This is a genomic window from Micromonospora inyonensis (assembly GCF_900091415.1).
GTDB lineage: Bacteria > Actinomycetota > Actinomycetes > Mycobacteriales > Micromonosporaceae > Micromonospora > Micromonospora inyonensis.
This window is the reverse complement of the sequence record NZ_FMHU01000001.1, coordinates 2093230-2117640: the sequence shown is the minus strand read 5'-3', so window position 1 is coordinate 2117640 and position 24411 is coordinate 2093230. Positions and strand designations below refer to the sequence as shown.

The window sequence follows — 24411 nt, the reverse complement described above, 5'->3', positions numbered from 1 at the left end:
CGAGATCACGGTTGGTGGCGCCGACGGGCGTGACGGCACCGAGAATGGTGCGGTGGCTCCTCGCCGGCTACTGGATCGTGGACGTCGCGTCCCCCGAGCGGGCCGTCGAGATCGCCACCACCACCTCGGCCGCGCCCGGTCCCGACGGATGCCCGGTCAACATGCCGATCGAGGTGCACCCGGTGCTGTCCGCGCCGCCGCACGACATGTGACAGCCGGGCGTCCCGGGACGCGGATTCAACGTCGCGCGCGGTCGCCTCGGGTCAGCAGGAATCCGAGGGCGATCATGCCGAGGCCGAGGAACAGGTGCAGCCAGTTGTCGGCGCTGTTGAGCGGTACGAAGTTCGCGCCACTGTCGTGGTCGATCACCAGTCCGTACAGCCAGAGCACCAGATAGAGCGCGCCACCGCCGACCAGGTACGTCCGTGCGCCCGAAACGGTACGCGCCAGAGCGAGCCCGGCGACGCCGAACGCGAGGTGCACCAGGTTGTGCAGGATCGACACCTGGAACAGGCCGAGCAGTTTCGCCTCGGACTCGTGCCCGGCGAACGTCATCGAGCCGTAGTCGCTGGTGATGCCCGGAATGAAACCGAGCACCCCGACCAGCAGGAAAACCACGCCGACCGCCTGGGCGGCCCGGCGTACCGGGTGGGGGGCCCGGGTACGGGCGCTGGTTCTGGTGGCCATCTCCGTCACCTCTCCGTCGAGGAATCCGGTGGCTTCTCCCCTTTTCCGCCCGCCCGAAACCAGGGCCCGGCCAACCACTCCGCCGGCCGGGGGGGCCGGACCTCCAGGGCATTGACGCTGAGCGAAGCCATGATTATCGTCCGTCATCGTTCCCCGCTCCGTCCCCGTCCTTCGAGCGCAAGCGAGGTTCCCGATGCGACGACCCGTGGCCAGCATCCTCTCCCTGGCACTGCTCGGTGTGGGGCTCGCCGCCACGCCGGCCCAGGCGGCGACGACCCTGCCGGTCGCCGGTGTGACCGCCAGTTCGCACGACGGCAACGTGCCGGCCAACGCGATCGACGGCGACCTGAACACCCGCTGGTCGGCCGAGGGCGACGGCTCCTGGATCCGTTTCGACCTCGGGGCGAGCACCACGGTCGGCTCGATCGCCATCGCCTGGCACCAGGGCGACACGCGGGTGCAGACGTTCGCCGTGCAGGTCTCCGCCGACGCCGCCACCTGGAACACGGTCGTCAGCCAGCGGACGAGCAGCGGCAGCACCCTGCAACTGGAGACGTACGGCTTCACCGACCGCACCGCCCGGTACGTCCGGGTGCTCGGCTACGGCAACACGTACAACGACTGGAACAGCATCACCGAGGCACGGGTGTACGGGGCGGACGGCAGCGGCGGGACCTGCGCCGTCCCCGCCGACGTGCTCGACCTGACCAACTGGAAGATCACCCTGCCGATCGGAGCGTCGGAGAGCCCGACGGAGATCAAGCAGCCCACGCTGGACAGCTACCAGATCTCCCCGTGGTTCGTCACCGCCGACTCGTGCCGGGCGGTGCAGTTCCGCGCCCCGGTCAACGGGGTGACCACCAGCGGCTCCAGCTACCCCCGCTCCGAGCTGCGCGAGATGACCTCCAACGGGACGGCCAACGCGGCCTGGTCCTCCACCTCCGGCACGCACACCCTGACCGTGGACCTCGCCTTCACCCGCCTGCCGGCCACCAAGCCGCACGTCGTCGGCGCGCAGATCCACGACGGCAGCGACGACGTGACCGTGTTCCGGCTGGAGGGGACGAACCTGTACGTCACCAACGGCGACACCACCCACCACAAGCTGGTCACCAGCGGCTACCAGCTCGGCACCCGCATCCAGGTGAAGTTCGTGGTCGGTGGCGGGCAGGTCAGGGCGTACTACAACGGCGTCCTCCAGACCACGCTCAGCCGGAGCTTCTCCGGCGCCTACTTCAAGGCCGGCGCGTACACCCAGGCCAACTGCACCAACTCGTCGCCGTGCAGCAGTGACAACTACGGCCAGACGCTCATCTACGGCCTGAGCGTGACGCACTCCTGACCGCCTGGCGCGACCCGACCTCCGCCGATGCGTGCACACCGACGAGGGCCCCTTCCCGGATCGGGAAGGGGCCCTCGTGGTTGTCCTGTCCGGTCGTCACCTGGTCCAGAGTTCGGCGACGAGGTCGGCGGCCTGCTTCTCCCACTGGGCGTAGTGGTCGGGGTAGGCCGACACCTGCACGGTCTGGGCGGCCTGGGTCAGGGGCAGGTCCTGCCAGCCGTCGACCTGCTTCAGACCGGTGAGGAACGCGGTGGTGGCGTACTCGGGGTCGGTGATCTGCTCGACCGTGCCCCACCCGCTCGACGGGCGCTGCTGGAACAGGCCCTGCGAGTCGTGGTCGTTGCGGTCACCCAGGTGGCCCAGGTTCTCCAGCTTCGACTCCTGGAGGGCGGTGGCGATGGCGACCACGGCGGCCCGCTCGTCCATGCCGTTCTTCTTGGTGGCCTCGATGATGGCCTTGGCGTTGGCCTTCTGCTCGTCGGTCAGGGGGACCGTCGACTGGCCGGCGGGCACACCGTTGGGCAGCAGCTTGTCCGTCGACACCGGCTTGTCTGCCGTCACCTGCTGGGTCGCCGCGACCGGCGTGGTGGTCACTGCCGGGGTCGTGTCCTGCGACAGGCCCGGACCGGCGGCGATTCCGGCTGCGGCGGTCAGACCTGCGATGGACAGCACACCACGCTGGATAAGCTTGTTCATGGTCAAAGCTCCGTTCGGGGGTCGACGCACACATCCGGACATGCCGCCCAGGCGGGCGGGGAGGGAGCGGACGGTGCGTGAGCACCACACGTAAGGGCGCTCTGAGAACGTTCCGGGGGATTTCGCGACGCACCGGAGAGGGGATCGGGGGATCCACCGGGCCCGCCGGGCGGGCTGCTCCATCGGCGTCGACATGGTGTAACGACCGGCGGGCCGACCCCATTCCCGGGGCCACCCGACCCACCCGCGCGCTCACCGGCGGCGGGTCACGGCCGCACGGGGACACAACCGACGCGCCCCCACCGCCATTCCCGGGTCTCCGGCGTGACGGCGGACCATACTCGGTCGACCGGCGGGGCGACGCGGTGGCATGGTGTCCGGATGCCGGTACCTTTCCCCACGCTGACGCGGGGGCAGTTCGACCTGACCTGGTCGTTGTTCGAGTACCACCTGGAACGACTCGAACCGGAGGACTTCCGGTGGGAACCCGCCCCACTCTGCTGGACGATGCGGGGCGGCCCGGCCGGCGGGTGGGTGCCGGACTGGGCAGACACCGAGCCGGACCCGGTCCCGGTGCCCACGATCGCCTGGCTCACCTGGCACCTCGGCTGGTGGTGGAGCGTGACCATGGACCATCTCCAGGGCCGTCCGCCGCGCGAACGCAGCGACATCGCCTCTCGGCCGACCTGTTCAGCCTGTCGGCGGCAGATGGTCGTGGAGGGCAGCGAACTGGGCCACGGTCAGGTAGGACGGGTTGGCCCCCTGCGGCTGGCGGAAGACCTCCGCCGCCGCCAGGCGGGCGTCGGCGCGTAGGGCATCGCGACGGACCCGGCGCTCGGGGGCGAGGACGGTGAGGTCGAGCGGCACCGTCCACGGCCCGTCGCCGTGGGGCACCGGCGGGCCGGTGAGCCGGCCGACACCCCAGACGCCGTACGGCGGACCACCCCGGCTTCCGCTCGCCCAGAGGACGACCGGCTGCCCGTCCGCCATCAGCCGGGCCCGGTAACCGGGGCGGACACACCACTCCCGCACCCGGGGATCACGGGCGAACCGGCTGGTCAGGTCGGTGGTGTCCGCGTTGCCCTTGAGCAGCCACGCACCGAGGTCGTCGAGGGTGACCGGCATCTTCCCTCCCGTACGCGCCGCGTCGGGCCGACCGGGGTCGACCCGACGCGGAAACGCGGACATCAGCTGCGGAACACGTCCTTGATCTTCTCGCCGGCCTGCTTGAGGTTGGCGCTGGCCTGGTCCTTGTGGCCCTCGCTCTCCAGCCGCTCGTCGCCGGTCGCCCGGCCGGCACCTTCCTTGACCTTGCCGGCCGCCTGCTCGGACGCGTTATTGATCTTGTCATCGATACCCATGCGGCACCTCCGGGGTCGCGGGTGTGGAACCTCGTCGTCCTACCCGGTGATTCCTACCCCCACCGCCCCCACCCAACCCTTTTCCCTGTTCGCCAGGCGTGGCCGGGCCAGTCGGACCGGCTACGCCACCGGGCGGAAGCCCCGCAGGCGCAGGCTGTTGGCGACCACGAAGACCGAGGAGAAGGCCATCGCGGCTCCGGCGATCATTGGATTGAGCATCCCGGCGGCGGCCAGTGGCAGCGCCGCCACGTTGTAGGCGAAGGCCCAGAACAGGTTGCTCTTGATGATCAGCAGCGTCCGGCGGGAGAGCCGGATCGCGTCGACCGCCGTCATGAGGTCACCCCGGACCAGGGTCAGGTCGGACGCCTCGATCGCCGCGTCCGTGCCGGTGCCCATGGCCAGTCCCAGGTCGGCCTGGGCGAGCGCGGCGGCGTCGTTCACCCCGTCCCCGACCATGGCCACGACCTTCCCCTCGGCCTGGAGCCGTCGGACCATGTCCACCTTCTCCGCCGGCAGCACCTCGGCGATCACCTCGTCCACCCCCACCTCGGCGGCGACCGTGCGGGCCACGGCGGAGTTGTCCCCGGTCAGCAGCACCGGAGTCAGACCGATCTCACGGAGCCGGGCGATCGCGGCCCGGCTGGTCGGCTTGACCACGTCGGCGACGACCAGGACGCCACGCGCCCGGCCGTCCCAGCCGGCCAGCACCGCCGTCCGCCCCTCGGCCTCCGCGTCACGCACCGCCCGTTCGACCCCCTCGGGTACGTCGAGACCGCGCTCGCGCAGCAGCCGTACCCGGCCGACCACCAGCTCCCGGCCGTCGACCGTGCCGGTGACGCCGAGCCCCTCGGCGTTGGCGAACCCGGTCACCGGGGGCAGAGTGCCGGCACGGGCCGCCCCGGCGGCCACCGCCCTGGCGATCGGGTGTTCGCTGGCCGCCTCCAGCGCGCCGGCCAGCCGCAGCAGTTCGTCGGCGTCCTGTCCGTCGGCCGGGAGCGTGTCGACCAGGGTCATCCTGCCGGTGGTGACGGTGCCGGTCTTGTCCAGCACGACGGTGTCCACCCGCCGGGTCGACTCCAGCACCTCCGGCCCCTTGATCAGGATGCCGAGCTGCGCGCCCCGGCCGGTGCCGACCAGCAGGGCGGTCGGGGTGGCCAGACCGAGCGCGCACGGGCAGGCGATGATCAGCACCGCCACGGCGGCGGTGAACGCGGCGGTCAGGCCAGCGTCGCGGCCGAGCCAGTAGCCGAGGGTGCCGACCGCGAGGGCGATCACGATCGGGACGAAGACCCCGGAGATCCGGTCGGCCAGCCGCTGCACCGCGGCCTTGCCGGTCTGCGCCTGCTCCACCAACTGCGCCATCTGGGCGAGCTGGGTGTCCCCGCCGATCCGGGTGGCGGTGACCACCAGTCGGCCGCCCGCGTTGACGGTCGCCCCGACCACGGCGTCCCCCGGCCCTACCTCGACCGGCACCGACTCGCCGGTGAGCATGCTGGCGTCGACCGCCGAGGTGCCCTCGGCCACCACCCCGTCGGTGGCGACCTTCTCGCCGGGCCGGACCACGAACCGGTCCCCCACCGCGAGCCGGTCGACCGGGATCCGGACCTCCGCGCCGTCCCGCAGCACGGCGACGTCCTTCGCGCCCAGTTCGAGCAGGGCGCGCAGGGCCGCCCCGGCGGTGCGCTTCGCGCGGGCCTCGAAGTAGCGGCCGGCGAGGATGAACGTGGTCACCCCGGCCGCCGTCTCCAGGTAGATGTTGCCGGCCCCGTCGCTGCGCGCGACGTCGAAGGTGAACGGGTGGGTCATCCCCGGCGTGCCCGCGTCGCCGAGGAAGAGCGCCCAGAGCGACCAGCCGAACGCGGCGAGGGTGCCGAGTGAGATCAGCGTGTCCATGGTCGCCGCGCCGTGGCGCAGGTTGACCAGGGCGGCCCTGTGGAGGGGCAGCCCGCCGTAGGCCACCACCGGGGCGGTCAGGGTCAGCGAGAGCCACTGCCAGTAGGTGAACTGCCAGGCCGGCACCATCGCCAGCAGGACCACCGGCACCGTCAGCACGGCCGACACCCACAACCGGGTACGCAGCCCGCGCAGCTCGTCCACCGGCTCGGTGGTCCCCTCCGCGCCGGCGGACGGCGTGGGCGGGGGCGGCAGCGCGGCGGTGTAGCCGGTCTTCTCGACCGTGGCGATCAGATCCTGTGGCGTGACGGTGTCGTCGTACCGGATGCTCGCCTTCTCGGTGGCGTAGTTGACCGTGGCGGTGACACCGTCGATGCGGTTGAGCTTCTTCTCGATCCGGGAGGCACAGGAGGCGCAGGTCATCCCGCCGATGGCCAGCTCGATCCGGTGGGGTGCCACCCGTAGTGGCTCAGCGGTGGACATCGGGTACCTCCGGTCAGTCGTGCGCGTGGTCGGATGCGCCGGCCACGACCGTGAACGCGGCGGTACGGACCGTGCCGCCGTGTTGGAAGTCCAGGAAGAGGCGGTACGTCCCGGCGGACGGCACCTCGGCGCGGAAGCGCACCTCCGGGCCGGGACGGGTCCGCCCGTCGCCTGGGCCACCGTCCGGGTGCACGTGCAGGTACGCCAGATCGCCCTGGCGCAGCGCCACCAGGTGCCCGTACGCACCGAGGTAGGGCTGGAGGTCGGTGACCGGTACGCCGTCGCGTCGGACGGTCAGGGTCAGCCCGCTCGTCCCGCCGGGCCGCAGCTCACCGGCGAGGGTGACGGCGTACCCGTCGACGGTGGTGGTGACCGCCGGGGCGGGGAGCGCCCGCGGGGTGAACGCGCCGGGGACCGCGACGTCGACCCCGAGGGTGAGCGGTTCCGCCCCGGTCGGGGTGAAGTCGGCAAAGGCCCGCCAGATCCCCGGCTCGCCCAGCGGGGAGTCGACCCGCCAGGTGCCGTCCGGATCCATCGCCGGGTGCACGTGCCGGAACGCGGCGAGGTCCCGCCGGGCGACGATGAGGTGCATCCGCTTGTCGTGTGCCTCGTCGAAGGAGGTGACCGCGTGCCCGTCCGGGCCGGTGACCCGGAAGGCGAACTCGCCGCCCGACGTGGAGACGGGGGTGAGCGTGTAGCCCCGGTCGGAGACCAGCAGGCCGCCGGGGAGGTGGTCCTCGGCGCCGCCCGGGGCGTCCTCGTGCCCGCCCTCGGGGCCGGCGGTCGCGTGCCCGATGGTGTGGCCGCTCTCGGCGGGGGTGACGGGGCCGGTCAACTGCCCGACCCCGTACGCCGCACCGACAACCGCCACGAGGCCGAGGGCGAAACCGCTCAGCTTCGTCGCTGTGTTCATGCTCCGACGAGCTCGAATCCGGCCTCGTCGACCGCGGCGCGGACCGCCTCGGTCTCCAGCGGGACGTCGCTGGTGACGGTGACCTGCCCCGAGGCCAGGTCGACCTGGACGTCGGTGACGCCGGCGACCGCCCCGAGCTCGCTGCTGACCGCGCTGACGCAGTGTCCGCAGGTCATGCCCTTCACCTGGTACGTCTCGGTGGCCATCGAAACTCCTCTCGACGATGGATACCCGCCTGGGGTATCCCCTCGACTGGACCGTAACATACCCCCGGGGGGTACGCTATCCTCGACACCATGAGCACACCCACACCGATCCGGGGATACACGGCCACCAAGGACCAGTTGCTCGCGCGGCTACGCCGCGTCGAGGGGCAGGTCCGGGGCATCGAGAAGATGGTCGACGAGGACCGGTACTGCATCGACGTGCTCACCCAGATCTCCGCCATCCAGGCCGCCCTGGACAAGGTCGCCCTCGGCCTGCTCGACGACCACGCCCGGCACTGCATGCACGAGGGCGCCGCCGAGGGGCGTGCCGACGAGATGGCGACCGAGATGATGGCGGCGGTCGGCCGCCTGATGAAGCGCGGCTGACGCCGGGAGTCTTAGAGGTCGCGCGGAATGGTGGGTTGATCGGCGCGCCTGAACGGATGCAGGCACAGAACTGGTGATCATGAAGTTGCTGACGCTCCGTGATCACGGGAGGTTCTGTGCCTGCCATCCCAGCATGGCTGATCGAGCCGTTGTGGGTCCAGTTCGCCGCGCTGCTCCCCGATCGGCCGACCTACCAACCGACACATCCGCTGGGCTGTCACCGCAAGCGGATCGATGACCGCATCGTGTTCGACAAGCTGGTCCAGGTGTTGCGGTTCGGCTGCGCCTACGAGGCGATCGCCGATGCCACCTGTTCGGCCACCACGATCCGCGGCCGCCGTGACGAGTGGATAGAGCTTGGGGTGTTCGCCCAGCTCAAACAGATCGCCCTGGACGCCTACGACCGGCTCGTCGGCCTGGTCCTCGACGACATCGCCGTGGACGGCTGCATCACCAAGGCTCCCGGCGGCGGCGAGGCCGCCGGACGCTCACCGGTCGACCGGGGCAAGCAGGGCATGAAACGCTCGTTGATGGTCGACGGCTACGGCATCCCCCTCGGCCGGGTCCTGGCCGGCGCGAACCGACACGACTCACCCCTGCTCGGCCCCACCCTCGACCACCTCGACGACCTCGGCCCACTACCCCAGGCCATCACGGTGCACCTCGACGCCGGATACGACTCCCAGGTCACCCGCGCCCTGCTGGCCGAGCGCGGCCTGACCGGTGAGATCGCCCACAAGGGCGACAAGGCGCCCATCCAGGCGAGCCAACGGTGGCACGTCGAACGGACGAACAGCTGGCACAACGCGTTCAACCGGCTGCAACGCTGCTACGAACGAACAGAGAAGGTCATCGACGCCTTCTTCGACCTCGCCGACGCGATCATCACCGTCCGCAGCCTCATCCGGCGTGCATGGACCCTCTACCGGTGGAACAACCGACCCGCCCGCCGCCGATGATCAACAACCATTCCGCGCGACCTCTTACTCGTATGGTGCTCGCATGGCGGTCAAGAAGGTAACGGTCACCCCACGTTCCCCTACAGCAACGGCCCCACGAAGGCGTCAACACCAAGACCAAACGAACCGCATGCCAAATGCACGGACGAGCAGGCTTCACCTGCTCCGCCACCGCATCCTCCTCGGGTAACAGCACCTTCCGTCACCACCGAATATGAGAGGGCGGTTGGGACTGTACAAATAACGGCTGATCGACCGATCAAGGGAGAGACGCCAGATGACGACCGAGACCACTGTGGGACAGCCGGCCGCCGGGCCGGTGGGTGCGGTCACGGATGAGCAGCTGATCGCGATGCTGGTCGATCGGGCTCGTGGTGACGGGTTGAAGCTGACCGGTGAGGGTGGGCTGCTGCAGCAGCTCACGAAGCGGGTCCTGGAGTCGGCCCTGGATGGTGAGATCACCGACCACGTCGGCTACGACAAGCACGACCCGGCGGGTCGGGGCAGCGGGAACACCCGTAACGGCAGCCGGACCAAGACGGTGCTGACCGACATCGGCCCGGTCGAGGTCCGGGTGCCACGCGACGCCGCCGGGACGTTCGAGCCGCAGATCGTGCGCAAACGCCAGCGGCGTCTGTCCGGCGTCGACGACATGGTGCTGTCGTTGTCGGCCAAAGGTCTCACCCACGGGGAGATCGCCGCGCACCTGGCCGAGGTGTACGGCGCGGAGGTGTCGAAGCAGACCATCTCCACGATCACCGACAAGGTCATGGACGGGATGGCCGAGTGGCAGAACCGGCCCCTCGACAGGGTGTATCCAGTCGTGTTTATCGACGCCATCAACGTGAAGATCCGCGATGGTCAGGTCGCGAACCGGCCGATCTACGTCGTCATGGCGGTCACCGTCGACGGGCACCGCGACATCCTCGGGATCTGGGCCGGTGACGGCGGTGAGGGCGCGAAGCACTGGTTGCATGTGCTCACCGAGCTGAAGAACCGCGGTGTCCAGGACGTGTTGATGCTCGTCTGTGACGGGCTCAAGGGCCTGCCGGACGCGGTCGCGACGGTGTGGCCGCGCACGATCGTGCAGACCTGCGTGGTGCATCTGCTGCGCAACTCGTTCCGGTACGCGGCTCGCCAGGACTGGGACAAGATCGCGAAAGCGCTCAAGCCGGTCTACACCGCGGCGACCGAGGACGCTGCGACCGAAAGGTTCCTCGAGTTCGCCGAGACCTGGGGCCGCAAGTATCCGGCGATCGTGAAGCTGTGGGAGAACGCCTGGGCCGAGTTCGTGCCGTTCCTCGCCTTCGACGTGGAGATCCGCAAGGTCATCTGCTCCACGAACGCGATCGAGAGCGTGAACGCCCGCATCCGCAAGGCCGTCCGCGCCCGAGGACACTTCCCCAACGAGCAAGCCGCGCTCAAGTGCGTCTACATGGCGTTGATGAGCCTCGACCCGACCGGCACCGGACGCCGGCGGTGGACCATGCGCTGGAAGGCGCCGCTGAACGCCTTCCAGATCGCCTTCGAGGGTCGGCTCACCCCGGCCAACGACTGACCACCTCAACAAACCAAGATCAGCCGTTAACTTGACAGACCCGGGCGGTCGGTAGCCTTTGCCCATTGTGGGTTTGGTTCAGTATGTGAATGCGAGCGATGGTCGTAACCGGTGAGGTCCCCGCCGCGTTGGGTCGATCATGGGCGAGCGAGCGGCATATCCAGCGACCTGACCGACGAGCAGTGGGCGGTGGTGGGACCGTTCCTGCAGGCGTGGAAACACCGGCACCCGTCGGTGTCGGGGCATCAGGGCCGCTACGAGTTGCGGGAAATCGTGAACGCGATCTTCTACCAGAACCGGACCGGTTGTCAGTGGGCGTACCTGCCGCACGACCTGCCACCGAAGTCCGCGACGTACTACTACTTCGCCTTGTGGCGTGATGACGGCACCGACCAGGTGATTCATGATCTGCTGCGCTGCCAGGCGAGGGAGCGGGCCGGCCGGCGGGAGGACCCGACCGCGGTGGTGTTGGACACCCAGTCGATCCGGGCGGCCAACCACGTCCCGGCCGCGACAACCGGTAAGGACGCCGCGAAGAAGGTCCCGGGCCGTAAGCGGGGCCTGGCGGTGGACGCCCTGGGGTTGATCATCGCGGTGGTGGTGACCGCGGCGTCGGTCACGGACAACGCGATCGGCGTGCGACTGCTGGACAACGTCGTGGCCCACACCCCTTCGGTGACCAAGGCATGGGTCGACGCCGGGTTCAAAGACGACGTGCAGATCCATGGCGCGGTGAACGGTATCGACGTCGAGCAGGTCAAACGCACCGACACGGCCGCCGGTTTCGTGCCGATCGCCCGCCGGTGGGTGGTGGAACAGACCAACGGCACGCTGATGCTGCACCGCCGTCTGGTCCGCGAGTACGAGAGCCGACCCGCCTCGGCGGTGTCACGCACCTGGTGGGCGTCAACGGCGAACCTGGTCCGCCGGCTGACCGGCACCGCCACCCCGTCCTGGCGCGACCCAGGCCGCCAGCGGTGACCCAGCCGCCGCTGCTGAACCTGCTCACCGAACGCGAGACCGCCGCCGGCATCACCGTCGATCGGCTCCGCGAGCAGATCGCCACCCTCACCGACCAGCTCACCGCAGCGGAGACCGAACTGACCGAACTCGCCATCACCCGCAAGACGCTGCTCAGCCTGATCGGCCACGCCGACCCGACGTCACCCGCTGACGCGACCGTCGCCAGCCCGGCCTACCAGCAGATCCTCGCCGTGTTCCACGGCGGCACCGCGCCGATGCGCGCCAAGGACATCTGCCACACCCTCGGCACCGGCACCACCGCCAAGGACACCGAGAATCTCCGCGCCAAGCTCAAACGCCTCGTCGCCCGCCAGATCCTCACCGAACCCGAGGCCGGCCTGTTCACCCTCGCATCGCCATCGCCATCCGCGTAGCACCACGAGCAGGACCTCTACCCCGCGGCCAAACCCACAACGGACATGCCCTTCCGAACCACCCTCTGAAACAAGGCCGTTATTTGTACAGTCCCCGCCAAGCCCAAACGCCTCGTCGCCCGCCAGATCCTCACCGAACCCGAGGCCGGCCTGTTCACGCTCGCCGCGCCTCCGCCGTCCGCGTAACCCCCACCACCAGGGCCTCTAACGAACCCCCAAGCCCACATAGGACATAGCCTACCGAACCACCCTCTGAAACGCCAGAACACGCGAAATACGTGAATCAGACGCCTTCTAAGAGACCGTCGGGTAACCGGGTGACTACGTGGCGAGAAGTCGCTCAACGTTGATGCGTTGGGCGGCTTCGCGCTCGGTGGCGTTGGCCCAGCGGACTGTTTGACCGGCCAGACGTATCGTCATGAGTCGAATCATCGCTACCTTGATCATGGCCTCGAAGTTGGCGGTGAGCCGCTCGTAGTCGCGGGCCAGACGCCGGTTGCGCACCAGCCATCCGAGAGTCCTCTCACCATCCACCTGCGTGGGAGGACCTGGAAGCCCTTGACGTCGTCGGTGCGCTTGACGATCCCCAGCAGGATGCCGAGCTTGTCTTTCGCCCAGCCCACCAAGGTGGAGTCGATGCTGTTGGCATACCCGCCGTCGGCCCAGACGAGGGCGATGGTGGTGAAGGTCTCGGCCAGTCGTTGCAGGATCCGGCGGCCGCCGGGACGGTCGTTGACCGAGGCGGAGGTGACCATCACGACCAGGATCAGCCCCATCGTGTCCACCACCAGGTGCCGCTTGCGGCCGGTGGTCTTCTTGCCCATGTCGAACCCGCGGCATTCGCCGCCCTCACTGGATTTGATCGACTGGGCGTCCAGCACCGCCGCTGTCGGCTCCGGCTCACGACCGGCCGCGACCCGCACCTGCCGGCGAAGCTCGTCGTGGATCGCGTCCCACGTCCCGTTCTTCCGCCACGTCGTGAACCAGCGATGTGCCGCGTCCGGCGGCGCCAGATCCCGCGGCATCATCCGCCACGGACAGCCCGACCGCAGCACATAGAAGATCGAATCCAGGATCAACCGATCTCCCCACTTGCGCGGCCGGCCGCCTTTACGCAGGTCACGGACCGGCATCAAGGGCGCGAGGACGGCCCACATCGCATCGGTCAAGCTCGACGGATAGCATGAACGGGCGTCATCCCCGCCACAGTTGCAGTTGCGCACACAACGCGATCATGGCGGGGATGATCTATTTATCGAGCACCTGGCATCGACGTGTCTCCCCGTAACAGAACGCTCGGAGCTGGTTACCCGACGGTCTCTAAAGCAGAAGGTGTAAATTAAACATCTTGACCCGTTCCGGGTGGCGGTGGAGGGAGCGACGGTGCCGCCTCCCGCCAATATGTCCCGACCGTTCGCCGGTTGATCAGGTCGCCGGACAGTGCGGCTACCTCATCCTGGGTGTAGGGGTGGCCGTCGGGGGTGGTCTCACCCTGCAGTCCCTGTGCCCAGGCTTTCACCCATGCGGCCATCCCCGGCCCCAACCTCCCCTTTTTGTCGATGTCCAGGGACACCCCGTCAGGGAGTTCCACCGTCTCCAGGTACGCACGAAGGGTCACGGGCCCACCCTCACCGGGCCGCCAACGAACCACATGACCCGGCGGTGGGGGCAACGGCGCCGCCACCTCCCGCCAATAATTCCCCACCGTTGGCTTGGTGGTCAGGTTGCCGGACAGTGCGGCTACCGCGTCCTGGGTGTAGGGGTGGCCGTCGGGGGCGGGCTCATCCCGCAGTCCCTGTGCCCAGGCTTTCACCCAAGCGGCCATCCCCAGCCCCAGCGCCCCCTTCTTGTCGGGGTCCAGGGACACCCCGTCGGGGAGTTCCAGCGTCTCCAGGTATGCGCGGAGGGTCGCGGGCCCATCCCCACCGGGCCGCCAATGAACCACGTGATCCGGCGGCGGGGGCAGCGGCGGCGCCACCTCCCGCCAATATGTCCCGACCGTTTGCTGGTTGATCAGGTCGCCGGACAGTGTGACTACGGCGCCCTGGGTGTAGGGGTGGCCGTCGGGGGTGGTCTCACCCCGCAGTCCCTGTGCCCAGGCTTTCACCCAAGCGGCCATCCCCAGCCCCAACCTCCCCTGTTTGCCGGTGTCCAGGGACACCCCGTCGGGGAGTTCCAGCGTCTCCAGGTATGCGCGGAGGGTCGCGGGCCCATCCCCACCGGGCCGCCACTGAACCACGTGATCCGGCGGTGGGGGCAGCGGCGCCGCCTCCCGCCAGTATTTCCCGACCGTTCGCTGGTTGATCAGGTTGCCGGACAGTGCGGCTACCGCGTTCTGGGTGTAGGGGTGGCCGTCGGGGGTGGGCTCATCCTGTAGTCCCCGCACCCAGGCTTTCACCCAAGCGGCCATCCCCGGCCCCAACCTCCCCTTTTTGTCGGGGTCCAGGGACACCCCGTCGGGGAGTTCCACCGTCTCCAGGTATGCGCGGAGGGTCACGGGCCCATCCCCACCGGGCCGCCAATGAACCACGTGATCCGGCGGCGGGGGCAGCGGCGGCGCCACCTCCCGCCAATAATTCCCCACCGTTGGCTTGGTGGTCAGGTTGCCGGACAGTGCGGCTACCGCGTTCTGGGTGTAGGGGTGGCCGTCGGGGGTGGGCTCATCCTGTAGTCCCCGCACCCAGGCTTTCACCCAAGCGGCCATCCCCGGCCCCAACCTCCCCTGTTTGTCGGGGTCCAGGGACACCCCGTCGGGGAGTTCCACCGTCTCCAGGTATGCGCGGAGGGTCACGGGCCCATCCCCACCGGGCCGCCAATGAACCACGTGATCCGGCGGCGGGGGCAGCGGCGGCGCCGTCTCCCGCCAATATTTCCCGACCGATACCTGGGTGATCAGGTTGCCGGACAGTGCGGCTACCGCGTCCTGGGTGTAGGGGTGGCCGCCGGGGGTGGTCTTACCCCGCAGTCCCTGTGCCCAGGCTTTCACCCAAGCGGCCATCCCCGGCCCCAGTGCCCCCTTCTTGTCGGGGTCCAGGGACACCCCGTCGGGGAGTTCCACCGTCTCCAGGTATGCGCGGAGGGTCACGGACCCACCCTCACCAGGCCGCCAACGAACCACATGACCCGGCGGCGGGGGCAACGGCGCCGCCACCTCCCGCCAATATTTCCCGACCGATTGCTGGGCGATCAGGTCGCCGGACAGTGCGGCTACCGCGTCCTGGGTGTAGGGGTGGCCGTCGGGGGTGGTCTTACCCCGCAGTCCCTGTGCCCAGGCTTTCACCCAAGCGGCCATCCCCGGCCCCAGCTTCCCCTGTTTGTCGGGGTCCAGGGACACCCCGTCGGGGAGTTCCACCGTCTCCAGGTATGCGTGGAGGGTCGCGGGTCCATCCTGACCGGGCCGCCAATGAACCACGTGATCCGGTGGCGCCGGTAGCGGTACCGCGGTTGTGGATGTGGATGTGGGTGGGGATGTGGGTGGGGGTGGGGGTGGGGGTGGTGAGGACTGCGGGGTCACCGGTCGGGCCGCAGGGGCCGGCATGGACGCCGCCGGCGTCTGCAAAGCTGCCGGGCCGGGGGGCATGACCTGAGTGTCCGAGAGGTCCAGGGCAACCGTCCTGGGATACCCGGATCCGACACCATGGTCACCGTGGAATCCCGACCCGGCCGAGGTCACCGCGATGGTGACTTCATACACCTCCGACATCAGACGTAGCAGCACCCCCTCAAGGTGAGGAACGGACGTCCCACGCGTGTCCAGGGCCTGCCGCAGCATCGCCACATCCGCCGTGGACAAACCGTTCTCCTCCACGAAGCCGGTTCTGCCCACGACGTGGTCGAACTCCACTCGCAGACGATGACGCACATCCTCAGCCCCCGACGCCAATGTCCGCTCACCCGCTGCGGACCCCAGCCCCAGCACACCGGCGAACCGCGTGAACAACCGGTCCCACTCGTCCGACCACGACAACCCGGCCGGCCCGGACGGCAACAGGACAGCAGCGGAAACAGCGGCGTTGTAATGGTTGTAGAGGGCGGGATTCGCCGGGTCGCCAGCGACGTAATACAAGCTGACCCCCCGGCCGTCCAACGGCCCGAACACCGCCACCGGGCTCACCCCCCACCCGGTGCGCTGCAACACCGTGATCCGACTACCCGTGGCATGAGCCAACAACGGCAGCAGGAACTCCCCACCCGGCCCACCCCACCGACGACCCCAATCAGCCACCGTCTCCACGACCTCGGCGAACTCGTCCGCCTCCAACGGCCCATCAGACGTAAGCAACACATGCACCAGATAGTCACGCGCCCGCTCCGGCGCCAACAACGCCACCTGAAAACCCCGACCACGCTCATTGACAAAATCCAACTGCTCCTGCGGCACCTCCGTCACCGGACCCGGATCCCACCCCAACCCGACCAACTCCGCACGCGCCTCCTCATACCGCTGCCCGACCCGCCCCACATCCAGAAACCCAGCCTCAGTCACCACACCACCCCCCAACACCCCCTGACCACCCAGACGTTCCACCAACCGCGCCACCACCTGCCCATCACTGAGCCCCCGCACCTGCCGCCACGGCTCCCCCTGCGGCAGAAACACCCGCCGCATCACCACATCCGCCGGCAACCCCCCGACCCGAGCACCCAGATACGACAGGACAAGCCCCTGCAACAACCCATCCACCCGGCCCAACTCAGACCCGACCGGCACCACACCACCCAACCGCCCCACACCGACACGCACCCCACCAGGATCAGACAGCCACGCATACAGATCCGCCGGCAACACCCCCGCCCCCGCCAACACGTCCCGCACCCACACCGGATCAGCCACCACCAACGCCGACAACACACAAAACCCATCAGCCGGCACCGGAAACTCCCACCCAGGCTGGGCAACCCCACCCACACCAGCCGCAACCCCCTCCCGCGCAACCCCCACCGGCGCCGGGCCCCCCACCACCGACGACACCCACGCACCATCCACCCCTGGCGCCCCCGACAGCGGGGACTCGACCTGTCCGGTGTCCCGCGCCGGCCCCCACCCGTCGTCGAGCTGTGGTATGCCCAGATCCATCCCCTCCAGATCCGAGGGGACGACATCCGGGAACGCCTGAACACCAAACGCCAGACCAGGACCAGACGAACCGACCTGATCGGTGCCGTCCGGTGGCGTCCACCCCCAGCCCGGCGGCGATGCCGACAGATCCACGCCTGCCGGACCCAGACCCACGCCCGGGTCCAGGTCCGGCATCCCCGGATCCTCCACGAATGCCGGGTCAAGAAGCGCCGGGTCAAGAAGCGCCGGGTCGCGTTGAGACGGGTCGTGGTCTCCCGCGTCCCGCTGGTACGGGACCGCCACGGTCGCGGTGTCCTCCACTGCTGAGAGCGCCCACGGACCATCCAGCCCGGGCACTCCCGTCAGCGGGAACTCGGCCTGTCCGGTGTCCCGCGCCGGCTCCCACTCGCCGTCGAGCTGTGGTGTGCCCAGATCCATCCCCTCCAGATCCGAGGGGACGACATCCGGGAAAGCCTGGACACCAAACGCCAGACCAGGACCAGACGAGCCGTCCTCGCCCACCGGACCGGACCTCGGGGAGTCGACCGGGTCGGCAACGGTGGTGTCAGCCCGCATCGCGGCCCACGGACCATCCAGCCCGGGCACCTCCGACAGCAGGTACAGAGAACCGACCTGATCGGTGCCGTCCGGTGGCGTCCACCCCCAGCCCGGCGGCGATACCGACAGATCCACCCCTGCCGGGCCTAGACCCACGCCCGGGCCCAGGTCCGGCAACCCCGGATCCTCCACCAATGCCGGGTCAAGAAGCGCCGGGTCAAGAAGCGCCGGGTCAAGGAATTCCGGGTCGAGGAGTTCCGTGTCGCGTTGAGACGGGTCATGCCCATCCTCACCGGGCCGCCAATGAACCACGTGATCCGGCGGCGGGGGCAGCGGCGGCGCCACCTCCCGCCAATATGTCCCGACCGTTCGCCGGTTGATCAGGCCGCCGGACAGTGCGGCTACCTCATCCTGGGTGTAGGGGTGGCCGTCGGGGGTGGTCTCATCCTGCAGTCCCTGTGCCCAGGCTTTCACCCAAGCGGCCATCCCCGGCCCCAACCTCCCCTGTTTGTCGGTGTCCAGGGACACCCCGTCGGGGAGTTCCACCGTCTCCAGGTATGCGCGGAGGGTCGCGGGCCCATCCTCACCGGGCCGCCAATGAACCACGTGATCCGGCGGTGGGGGCAGCGGCGGCGCCACCTCCCGCCAATAATTCCCGACCGTGCTCTTGTTGATCAGGTCGCCGGACAGTGTGACTACCGCGTCATGGGTGTAGGGGTGGCCGTCGGGGGTGGTCTCACCCTGCAGTCCCTGTGCCCAGGCTTTCACCCATGCGGCCATCCCCGGCCCCAGCTTCCCCTTTTTGTCGGGGTCCAGGGACACCCCGTCGGGGAGTTCCAGCGTCTCCAGGTATGCGCGGAGGGTCGCGGGCCCATCCTCACCGGGCCGCCAATGAACCACGTGATCCGGCGGCGGGGGCAGCGGCGGCGCCACCTCCCGCCAATAATTCCCGACCGATGCCTGGGTGGTCAGGTTGCCGGACAGTGCGGCTACCGCGTCCTGGGTGTAGGGGTGGCCGTCGGGGGTGGTCTCACCCCGCAGTCCCTGTGCCCAGGCTTTCACCCATACGGCCATCCCCGGCCCCAGCTTCCCCTGTTTGTCGGTGTCCAGGGACACCCCGTCGGGGAGTTCCACCGTCTCCAGGTATGCGCGGAGGGTCGAGGGCCCATCCTCACCGGGCCGCCAATGAACCACGTGATCCGGCGGTGGGGGCAGCGGCGGCGCCGCCTCCCGCCAGTATCTCCCGACCGATACCTGGGTGATCAGGTTGCCGGACAGTGCGGCTACCGCAGCCAGGGTGTAGGGGTGGCCGTCGGGGGTGGTCTCACCCCGCAGTCCCTGTGCCCAGGCTTTCACCCATGCGGCCATCCCCGGCCCCAGCTTCCCCTTTTTGTCGGGGTCCAGGGACACCCCGTCGGGGAGTTCCAGCGTCTCCAGGTATGCGCGGAGGGTCGAGGGCCCATCCTCACCGGGCCGCCAATGAACCACGTGATCCGGCGGCGGGGGCAGCGGCGGCGCCACCTCCCGCCAGTATCTCCCGACCGATGCCTGGTTGGTCAGGTCGCCGGACAGTGTGACTACGGCGCCCTGGGTGTAGGGGTGGCCGTCGGGGGTGGTCTTACCCCGCAGTCCCTGTGCCCAGGCTTTCACCCAAGCGGCCATCCCCGGCCCCAACCTCCCCTTTTTGCCGGGGTCCAGGGACACCCCGTCGGGGAGTTCCACCGCCTCCAGGTATGCGCGGAGGGTCACGGGCCCATCCCCACCGGGCCGCCAAGTGGCCACGTGATCCGGCGGTGGGGGCAGCGGCGGCGCCACCTCCCGCCAATATGTCCCGACCGATGCCTGGTTGGTCAGGTCGCCGGACAGTGTGACTACGGCGCCCTGGGTGTAGGGGTGGCCGTCGGGGGTGGCCTCACCCCGCAGTCCCCGCACCCAGGCTTTCACCCAAGCGGCCATCCCCAGCCCCAGCGCCCCCTTCTTGTCGGGGTCCAGGGACACCCCGTCGGGGAGTTCCAGCGTCTCCAGGTATGCGCGGAGGGTCGCGGGCCCATCCCCACCGGGCCGCCACTGAACCACGTGATCCGGCGGTGGGGGCAGCGGCGCCGCCTCCCGCCAGTATTTCCCGACCGTTCGCTGGTTGATCAGGTCGCCGGACAGTGCGGCTACCTCATCCTGGGTGTAGGGGTGGCCGTCGGGGGTGGTCTTACCCCGCAGTCCCTGTGCCCAGGCTTTCACCCAAGCGGCCATCCCCGGCCCCAGCGCCCCCTTCTTGTCGGGGTCCAGGGACACCCCGTCGGGGAGTTCCACCGTCTCCAGGTATGCGCGGAGGGTCACGGGCCCATCCCCACCGGGCCGCCAATGAACCACGTGATCCGGCGGTGGGGGCAGCGGCGGCGCCACCTCCCGCCAATATCTCCCGACCGTTTGCTGGTTGGTCAGGTTGCCGGACAGTGCGGCTACCGCGTTCTGGGTGTAGGGGTGGCCGTCGGGGGTGGTCTCACCCCGCAGTCCCTGTGCCCAGGCTTTCACCCAAGCGGCCATCCCCAGCCCCAACCTCCCCTTTTTGTCGGGGTCCAGGGACACCCCGTCGGGGAGTTTCAGCGTCTCCAGGTATGCGTGGAGGGTCGCGGGCCCATCCTCACCGGGCCGCCAATGAACCACATGATCCGGCGGCTCCGGTAGCGGGGCAACCCCACCCACACCAGCCAGAACCCCCTCCCGCGCAACCCCCACCGGCGCCGGGTCCCCCACCACCGACGACACCCACGCACCATCCTCATCAAGCGTCGGCACACCCAATCGACCCAGATCCAGATCCAGATCCAGATCCAGATCCAGATCCAGATCCAGATCCAGATCCAGATCCAGATCCAGATCCGGGTCCGGGTCCAGATCCAGATCCGGGTCCAGATCCGGGCCCAGGTCCGGCATCCCCGGATCCTCCACGACCGCCGGGTCAAGAAGCGCCGGGTCAAAGAGTTCCGGGTCGAGCAGTGCCGGGTCGAGGAGTTCCGGGTCGCGTTGAGACCGGTCGTGGTCTCCCGCGTCCCGCTGGTGCGGGACCGCCACGGTCGCGGTGTCCTCCACTGCTGAGAGCGCCCACGGACCATCCAGCCCGGGCACTCCCGTCAGCGGGAACTCGGCCTGTCCGGTGTCCCGCGCCGGCTCCCACCCGCCGTCGAGCTGTGGTGTGCCCAGATCCATCCCCTCCAGATCCGAGGGGACGACATCCGGGAACGCCTGGACACCAAACGCCAGACCAGGACCAGACGAGCCGTCCTCGCCCACCGGACCGGACCTCGGGGAGTCGACCGGGCCGGCAACGGTGGTGTCAGCCCGCATCGCGTGCGACGGGCCGCGTGGCGTGCTGGTCGAGGCGAGCAGGAACCCACCGACATCGGTACCGGCCGCGGTGACCGGCCGCCGGTGCCCGCCGGTCCGGCCGAGGAGACCGCTGATCGTGGTGGGCCGCCCGTCCCCATCGAACACCGCCACCCGGGTACCGGATACGAACAGATGCCGCAGCCACGGATCACGTACCGGATCCTCCGGCTCGGGCCGGTCCACCGCCCCGGGCACCAGAGGATCCCGCACCCGGATCCTCGCCGGCCCGGAACCCCGCGGCTGGCTGGAAAGAGCGAACACATGCTGCGGTTCGTTCGGTGGCGCGACCCTGACCACGACCATCGACCCCGGCACCGCCCGCAACCCCGCCAGCACATCCTCTCCCGTAACCCCGCCCGGCTGAGCGACACGCTCCGGTACCGCATCGAGGATCTCCATCAGCTGCGACCAACCCATAGTCGGCGCGAGCCGCCCATCCGCTCCCATGACCCGGTCGTCGAACACCACCCGGTTACCCAGCCGCCCGTACTCGGCCCGGAACACATCGAACGTCGCCGCCACACACCACCACCCGTCACCGCCGCCGGGACGCACCTGCTCCGCGATAGCCCAGTCACCGCCCCGCCGCCCGGACTCGACCATCCCCACGGCCAGCCCAGTCGCCGTTACGGCCGGCTCACCGCGTCCGCCAGGCTCACCACCGATCGGTTCGTCCCACAAGGACACGCCACTGAACGAATCCGTGTCGCTGACTTCGCCCTTGACGGGGTCGCGGCTGATCGGCTCGTCCCGCGAGGAGAGGTCACCGACCGCCATGGTGTCGTGGAAACTGCTGTCGCGGCTGAACACGTCGTCACTGGAGACGGACATGTCACCGACCGACATCCGATCGCTGGCGTTGTCGTGGATCGGCGTGCCGTCGGTGCGGGAGACCGCGCCACCCGGCACCGGACTGCGGCCCCCGGCCGCATCCGGCACGCCCGGCGCACCCGGCGTGCTGGGCGTGGCCGGCACGCTGGGCGTGGCCGGCACGCTGGGCGTGGCCGGCACTCCGGACGTGCCTGCCGCGCCGGGGGTGGCGGTGGCCTGGGCGAGTACCTGGTGGTATCCGTCGACCCAGTCCTGTCGGAAGGACCCGGCGAGGGCGTCGTGGTTGGCCGGCTCAACGCCGTACTGGTCGGCCAGGTCAGCGAACTGTTTTTCCGCCAGGCTGGTCGCTGCTGCGGTGTGCTGCTCCGGGGTCACCGGCACCGTCGGCACATCGGTGCGCCGATTTGCCGGGGTGTCCGTGCCGGCTGGGGTGGCCTCCGGTCCAGTGGTGTCCGGTCCGGTGGTGTCCGGTCCGGTCGCGGCCGTGAAGCGGGCGGGCAGGTCGGTGACCACCTGCCGGACCACGTCCGCCACGGCGTTGACCTGCGCGGCGCCCGGACCGGCCACCGCAGCCGACGGCACGGTGAGCGGTGCGGTGAGCGGTGCGGTGAGCGGTGCGGTGAGTGGTGCGGTGAGTGGTGCGGTGAGTGGTGCGGTGAGTGGTGGGGTGGTGCCGAGGATCGCGTCGAGGCTCCGGTCCACGTGGGCCCGCACGTCACGCGCGACCGCGGCGCGCACGGCGTCCGACGGCACCGCCGCCGCCCCGGCGGCCCCCGGCACCCCAGCACCGCCCGGCACCCCAGGGGCCCCCGGCACCCCAGCACCGCCCGGCACCCCAGGGGCCCCCGGCACCCCAGCACCGCCCGGCACGCCAGCCCCTCCCGGCGGGTGAGCGGCCTCTGGCGGGACCACTGCGCCGGGCAGGGTGGCGGGCGTCGGTGTGCCGGTGGTGAGGTACTGGTCGATGTGGTGCTGGGCGGCCAGATGCACAGCCGCGCGCAACGCCTGCCGGTCGAACTCCACCGGCAGCGCGGCGACGACCAGCTCCGGCCGCACCCCCGCCGGGATCTGCCCGCCGGTGGTGACCGCCCCCGCGAGAGTCTCGGTGACACGGGCGACGGCCTGGTCCCGGACCCCGAACAGGTACCGCTCGGTGAGCGCGGTGGCGGGCAGGCCGATCCGGAACAGGAAAGCGGGAACGGCCCGGTCGTTCTGCCGAGCGTCGGCCCACTCGGTGAAGACCTGCTCGACCGGCACGGGAAGCGCGGCCAGGAACTGCCGCGCCTGCCCCGTCCCGGCAAGCAACCCACCGTAACGGTCCACCAGTTCCCGCTGGAACCGCTGCCACTGCTCCACCACCGGCGCGCCGGCGACCGCGACCCACTCCGGCACGGGCACCGGCGGCACCGTCGGCACCGAGAAGTTCGGCACGGACCACGACGGCACCGGCAGGTCCGGCGTCGACCACGACGGCACGGACAGGGTCGGTGCCGACCACGCCGGTACCGGCGGCAACAGCGCCGGTGCCGACAGCGCCGGGGCCGGCACCGGCGGGACAGGCACCGGGGCCTGCCCCCCGGAGCCCGCACCCGCCGGATCACCGACCTCCGGCTGATAAGCGGACGGGTCCGCAGTGACCGGCGCGGGTAGCGGCGGCACCGGCGCGACGGGCCTACCGTCCGCGGTGAAGCCGGTGCCAGCCGGCATCCGCCACCGGGGCCGCGTCGGGTTGAACCCCAGGCCCACCGCGCCACGACGCGCACCCATCCCGGCCCCGGTCGCGCCCAGCTCACCCGTCCCCGACAACGCCCCGGAAATCGCGGCCATACCGAGACCACTGGGGTCGTAGGTCCCGTCGACGATGTAGCTGGCGGCGATGTCGCCGACCACCTCCATGCCGACTTCCGACACCGGCACCATCGACAGGCTGGTCAACAGGTCACGCGTGGAACCCGAGACCCCGAGGTGCGACAAACCACCACCCACGGCACCGGCGAACCGGGCCAACGCCGGCCCGGCCGCCGTGGTCACACCCGCCACCGCCAACCCGTACAACGCCTGCTTACCGACCTGCCCCCAGTCGACCCCCGGCACCAGACCATCAGCCAACATGCTGATCTGCGCCAACAACGACGACCCCGGCATGAACAACATCTGGATCGCCGTGCTGCTCGCCGCCGCCCGCACCATCGACGACCGCAGGATCGTCTGGATGATCGTCCGGGTCTTCACGATGTGCGCCGCCGCCTCCACCGGCAGGAAGAACGCCATCGCGAACGCGACCGCCAACTCCGTCATCATGAAAATGAACATGACCAGCGCCTGACGATCCGTCAGCTCCATCTGGTTCAGGAAGCCCCGCATCGCCTGAGCCACACCGACCTTCACGTCGGCGACCCCGTCCAACAACTCCACGAACGGAGCCGTCTGCGCCACGAACCGGTCGAAGACCTCACCCTCCCCCGCCGCCCGAACCGCCTTGATCACCTGGGCCAGCTCCGGAACCAACAGGGCCCGCACCCGATCCGCCAGCGTCTCCAACGCGTTCAGGTCATACGCCAACACCGGCAGATTCGACCGGTGCAACCGCATCCCGGTGAACGCCTCCAACGCCCGCTTCGACGACTCACTGAGCCCAACGGAAGGAACGGCGGCCTCACCCATCGCGTAACGCCCCCTCCCCACCCCGATCAGAGG

At 69.8% G+C, this 24411-nt stretch carries 14 protein-coding genes and 3 pseudogenes; 8 read left to right on the top strand and 9 right to left on the bottom strand.

Features of this window, described 5'->3' with window-relative positions:
* Positions 1–29: 29 nt before the first annotated feature.
* Complete coding sequence (locus GA0074694_RS30800; protein WP_141714011.1) at positions 30–212, top strand: YciI family protein; 183 nt, start codon at positions 30–32, stop codon at positions 210–212.
* Positions 213–237: 25 nt separating this feature from the next.
* Here the strand turns inward: GA0074694_RS30800 and GA0074694_RS09660 are convergent, their stop codons facing one another.
* Positions 238–687: a DUF4383 domain-containing protein gene (locus GA0074694_RS09660; protein WP_091455763.1), complete on the bottom strand. Its 450-nt coding sequence runs from the start codon at positions 685–687 to the stop codon at positions 238–240.
* 193 nt (positions 688–880) lie between these two features.
* On the opposite strand from GA0074694_RS09660, the gene GA0074694_RS09655 reads away from it, so the two are divergent.
* Entirely contained in the window at positions 881–2029 is a 1149-nt protein-coding gene (locus GA0074694_RS09655) for a polysaccharide lyase family 7 protein (protein ID WP_091455759.1), read from the top strand.
* Positions 2030–2125: 96 nt separating this feature from the next.
* On the opposite strand, the gene GA0074694_RS09650 is transcribed toward GA0074694_RS09655, so the two are convergent.
* Positions 2126–2725 carry a hypothetical protein gene (locus GA0074694_RS09650; protein WP_091455755.1) on the bottom strand — a complete coding sequence of 200 codons (600 nt, stop codon included), beginning with the start codon at positions 2723–2725 and terminating at the stop codon, positions 2126–2128.
* A 381-nt stretch (positions 2726–3106) separates the two neighbouring features.
* On the opposite strand from GA0074694_RS09650, the pseudogene GA0074694_RS32720 reads away from it, so the two are divergent.
* Positions 3107–3397 (top strand): annotated as a pseudogene (locus tag GA0074694_RS32720) (DinB family protein); the annotation flags it as partial.
* 18 nt (positions 3398–3415) lie between these two features.
* On the opposite strand, the gene GA0074694_RS09640 reads toward GA0074694_RS32720, so the two are convergent.
* The 5 genes from GA0074694_RS09640 to GA0074694_RS09620 form a co-directional block, all read right to left on the bottom strand.
* Positions 3416–3850, bottom strand: a complete 435-nt coding sequence (locus tag GA0074694_RS09640; RefSeq protein WP_091458909.1) for a hypothetical protein — start codon at positions 3848–3850, stop codon at positions 3416–3418.
* A gap of 62 nt (positions 3851–3912) precedes the next feature.
* Complete coding sequence (locus tag GA0074694_RS09635) at positions 3913–4086, bottom strand: CsbD family protein (RefSeq protein WP_091455747.1); 174 nt, start codon at positions 4084–4086, stop codon at positions 3913–3915.
* Between the two features lie 120 nt (positions 4087–4206).
* On the bottom strand, positions 4207–6462 hold the full coding sequence (locus GA0074694_RS09630) for a heavy metal translocating P-type ATPase (protein ID WP_091455743.1): 2256 nt from the start codon (positions 6460–6462) through the stop codon (positions 4207–4209).
* A gap of 13 nt (positions 6463–6475) precedes the next feature.
* Positions 6476–7375, bottom strand: a complete 900-nt coding sequence (locus GA0074694_RS09625; protein WP_091455739.1) for a hypothetical protein — start codon at positions 7373–7375, stop codon at positions 6476–6478.
* The gene (locus GA0074694_RS09620; RefSeq protein ID WP_091455734.1) at positions 7372–7581 is read right to left on the bottom strand and encodes a heavy-metal-associated domain-containing protein; all 210 of its coding nucleotides are present in this window, start codon (positions 7579–7581) and stop codon (positions 7372–7374) included. Before GA0074694_RS09620 ends, GA0074694_RS09625 begins: the two co-directional genes overlap by 4 nt.
* A 90-nt stretch (positions 7582–7671) precedes the next feature.
* On the opposite strand from GA0074694_RS09620, the gene GA0074694_RS09615 reads away from it, so the two are divergent.
* The 5 genes and pseudogenes from GA0074694_RS09615 (at position 7672) to GA0074694_RS09595 (ending at position 11882) form a co-directional block, all read left to right on the top strand.
* Positions 7672–7968: a metal-sensitive transcriptional regulator gene (locus GA0074694_RS09615; protein WP_091455731.1), complete on the top strand. Its 297-nt coding sequence runs from the start codon at positions 7672–7674 to the stop codon at positions 7966–7968.
* A gap of 116 nt (positions 7969–8084) precedes the next feature.
* On the top strand, positions 8085–8927 hold the full coding sequence (locus GA0074694_RS09610) for an IS5 family transposase (protein ID WP_091453604.1): 843 nt from the start codon (positions 8085–8087) through the stop codon (positions 8925–8927).
* A gap of 277 nt (positions 8928–9204) precedes the next feature.
* Entirely contained in the window at positions 9205–10485 is a 1281-nt protein-coding gene (locus GA0074694_RS09605) for an IS256 family transposase (RefSeq protein ID WP_091455728.1), read from the top strand.
* Positions 10486–10624: 139 nt separating this feature from the next.
* Positions 10625–11466, top strand: a pseudogene (locus GA0074694_RS09600) (IS5 family transposase).
* Positions 11463–11882, top strand: a complete 420-nt coding sequence (locus tag GA0074694_RS09595) for a hypothetical protein (protein WP_091455724.1) — start codon at positions 11463–11465, stop codon at positions 11880–11882. Before GA0074694_RS09600 ends, GA0074694_RS09595 begins: the two are co-directional and overlap by 4 nt.
* Positions 11883–12284: 402 nt before the next feature.
* On the opposite strand, the pseudogene GA0074694_RS09590 reads toward GA0074694_RS09595, so the two are convergent.
* Together GA0074694_RS09590 and GA0074694_RS09585 are read right to left on the bottom strand one after the other, a co-directional pair.
* Positions 12285–13039: pseudogene (locus tag GA0074694_RS09590) on the bottom strand (IS5 family transposase); the annotation flags it as partial.
* A 182-nt stretch (positions 13040–13221) separates the two neighbouring features.
* Entirely contained in the window at positions 13222–24378 is an 11157-nt protein-coding gene (locus GA0074694_RS09585; RefSeq protein ID WP_141714009.1) for a hypothetical protein, read from the bottom strand.
* Between the last annotated feature and the right edge of the window lie 33 nt (positions 24379–24411).

Bases quoted from the DNA above. Each gene is read 5' to 3' on its own strand.
- GA0074694_RS09650 (WP_091455755.1), bottom strand. From the start codon at position 2,725: ATGAACAAGCTTATCCAGCGTGGTGTGCTGTCCATCGCAGGTCTGACC.
- GA0074694_RS09585 (WP_141714009.1), bottom strand. From the start codon at position 24,378: ATGGGTGAGGCCGCCGTTCCTTCCGTTGGGCTCAGTGAGTCGTCGAAG.
- GA0074694_RS09635 (WP_091455747.1), bottom strand. From the start codon at position 4,086: ATGGGTATCGATGACAAGATCAATAACGCGTCCGAGCAGGCGGCCGGC.
- GA0074694_RS09660 (WP_091455763.1), bottom strand. From the start codon at position 687: ATGGCCACCAGAACCAGCGCCCGTACCCGGGCCCCCCACCCGGTACGC.
- GA0074694_RS09620 (WP_091455734.1), bottom strand. From the start codon at position 7,581: ATGGCCACCGAGACGTACCAGGTGAAGGGCATGACCTGCGGACACTGC.
- GA0074694_RS09615 (WP_091455731.1), top strand. From the start codon at position 7,672: ATGAGCACACCCACACCGATCCGGGGATACACGGCCACCAAGGACCAG.
- GA0074694_RS09625 (WP_091455739.1), bottom strand. From the start codon at position 7,375: ATGAACACAGCGACGAAGCTGAGCGGTTTCGCCCTCGGCCTCGTGGCG.
- GA0074694_RS09630 (WP_091455743.1), bottom strand. From the start codon at position 6,462: ATGTCCACCGCTGAGCCACTACGGGTGGCACCCCACCGGATCGAGCTG.
- GA0074694_RS09605 (WP_091455728.1), top strand. From the start codon at position 9,205: ATGACGACCGAGACCACTGTGGGACAGCCGGCCGCCGGGCCGGTGGGT.
- GA0074694_RS09655 (WP_091455759.1), top strand. From the start codon at position 881: ATGCGACGACCCGTGGCCAGCATCCTCTCCCTGGCACTGCTCGGTGTG.
- GA0074694_RS09640 (WP_091458909.1), bottom strand. From the start codon at position 3,850: ATGCCGGTCACCCTCGACGACCTCGGTGCGTGGCTGCTCAAGGGCAAC.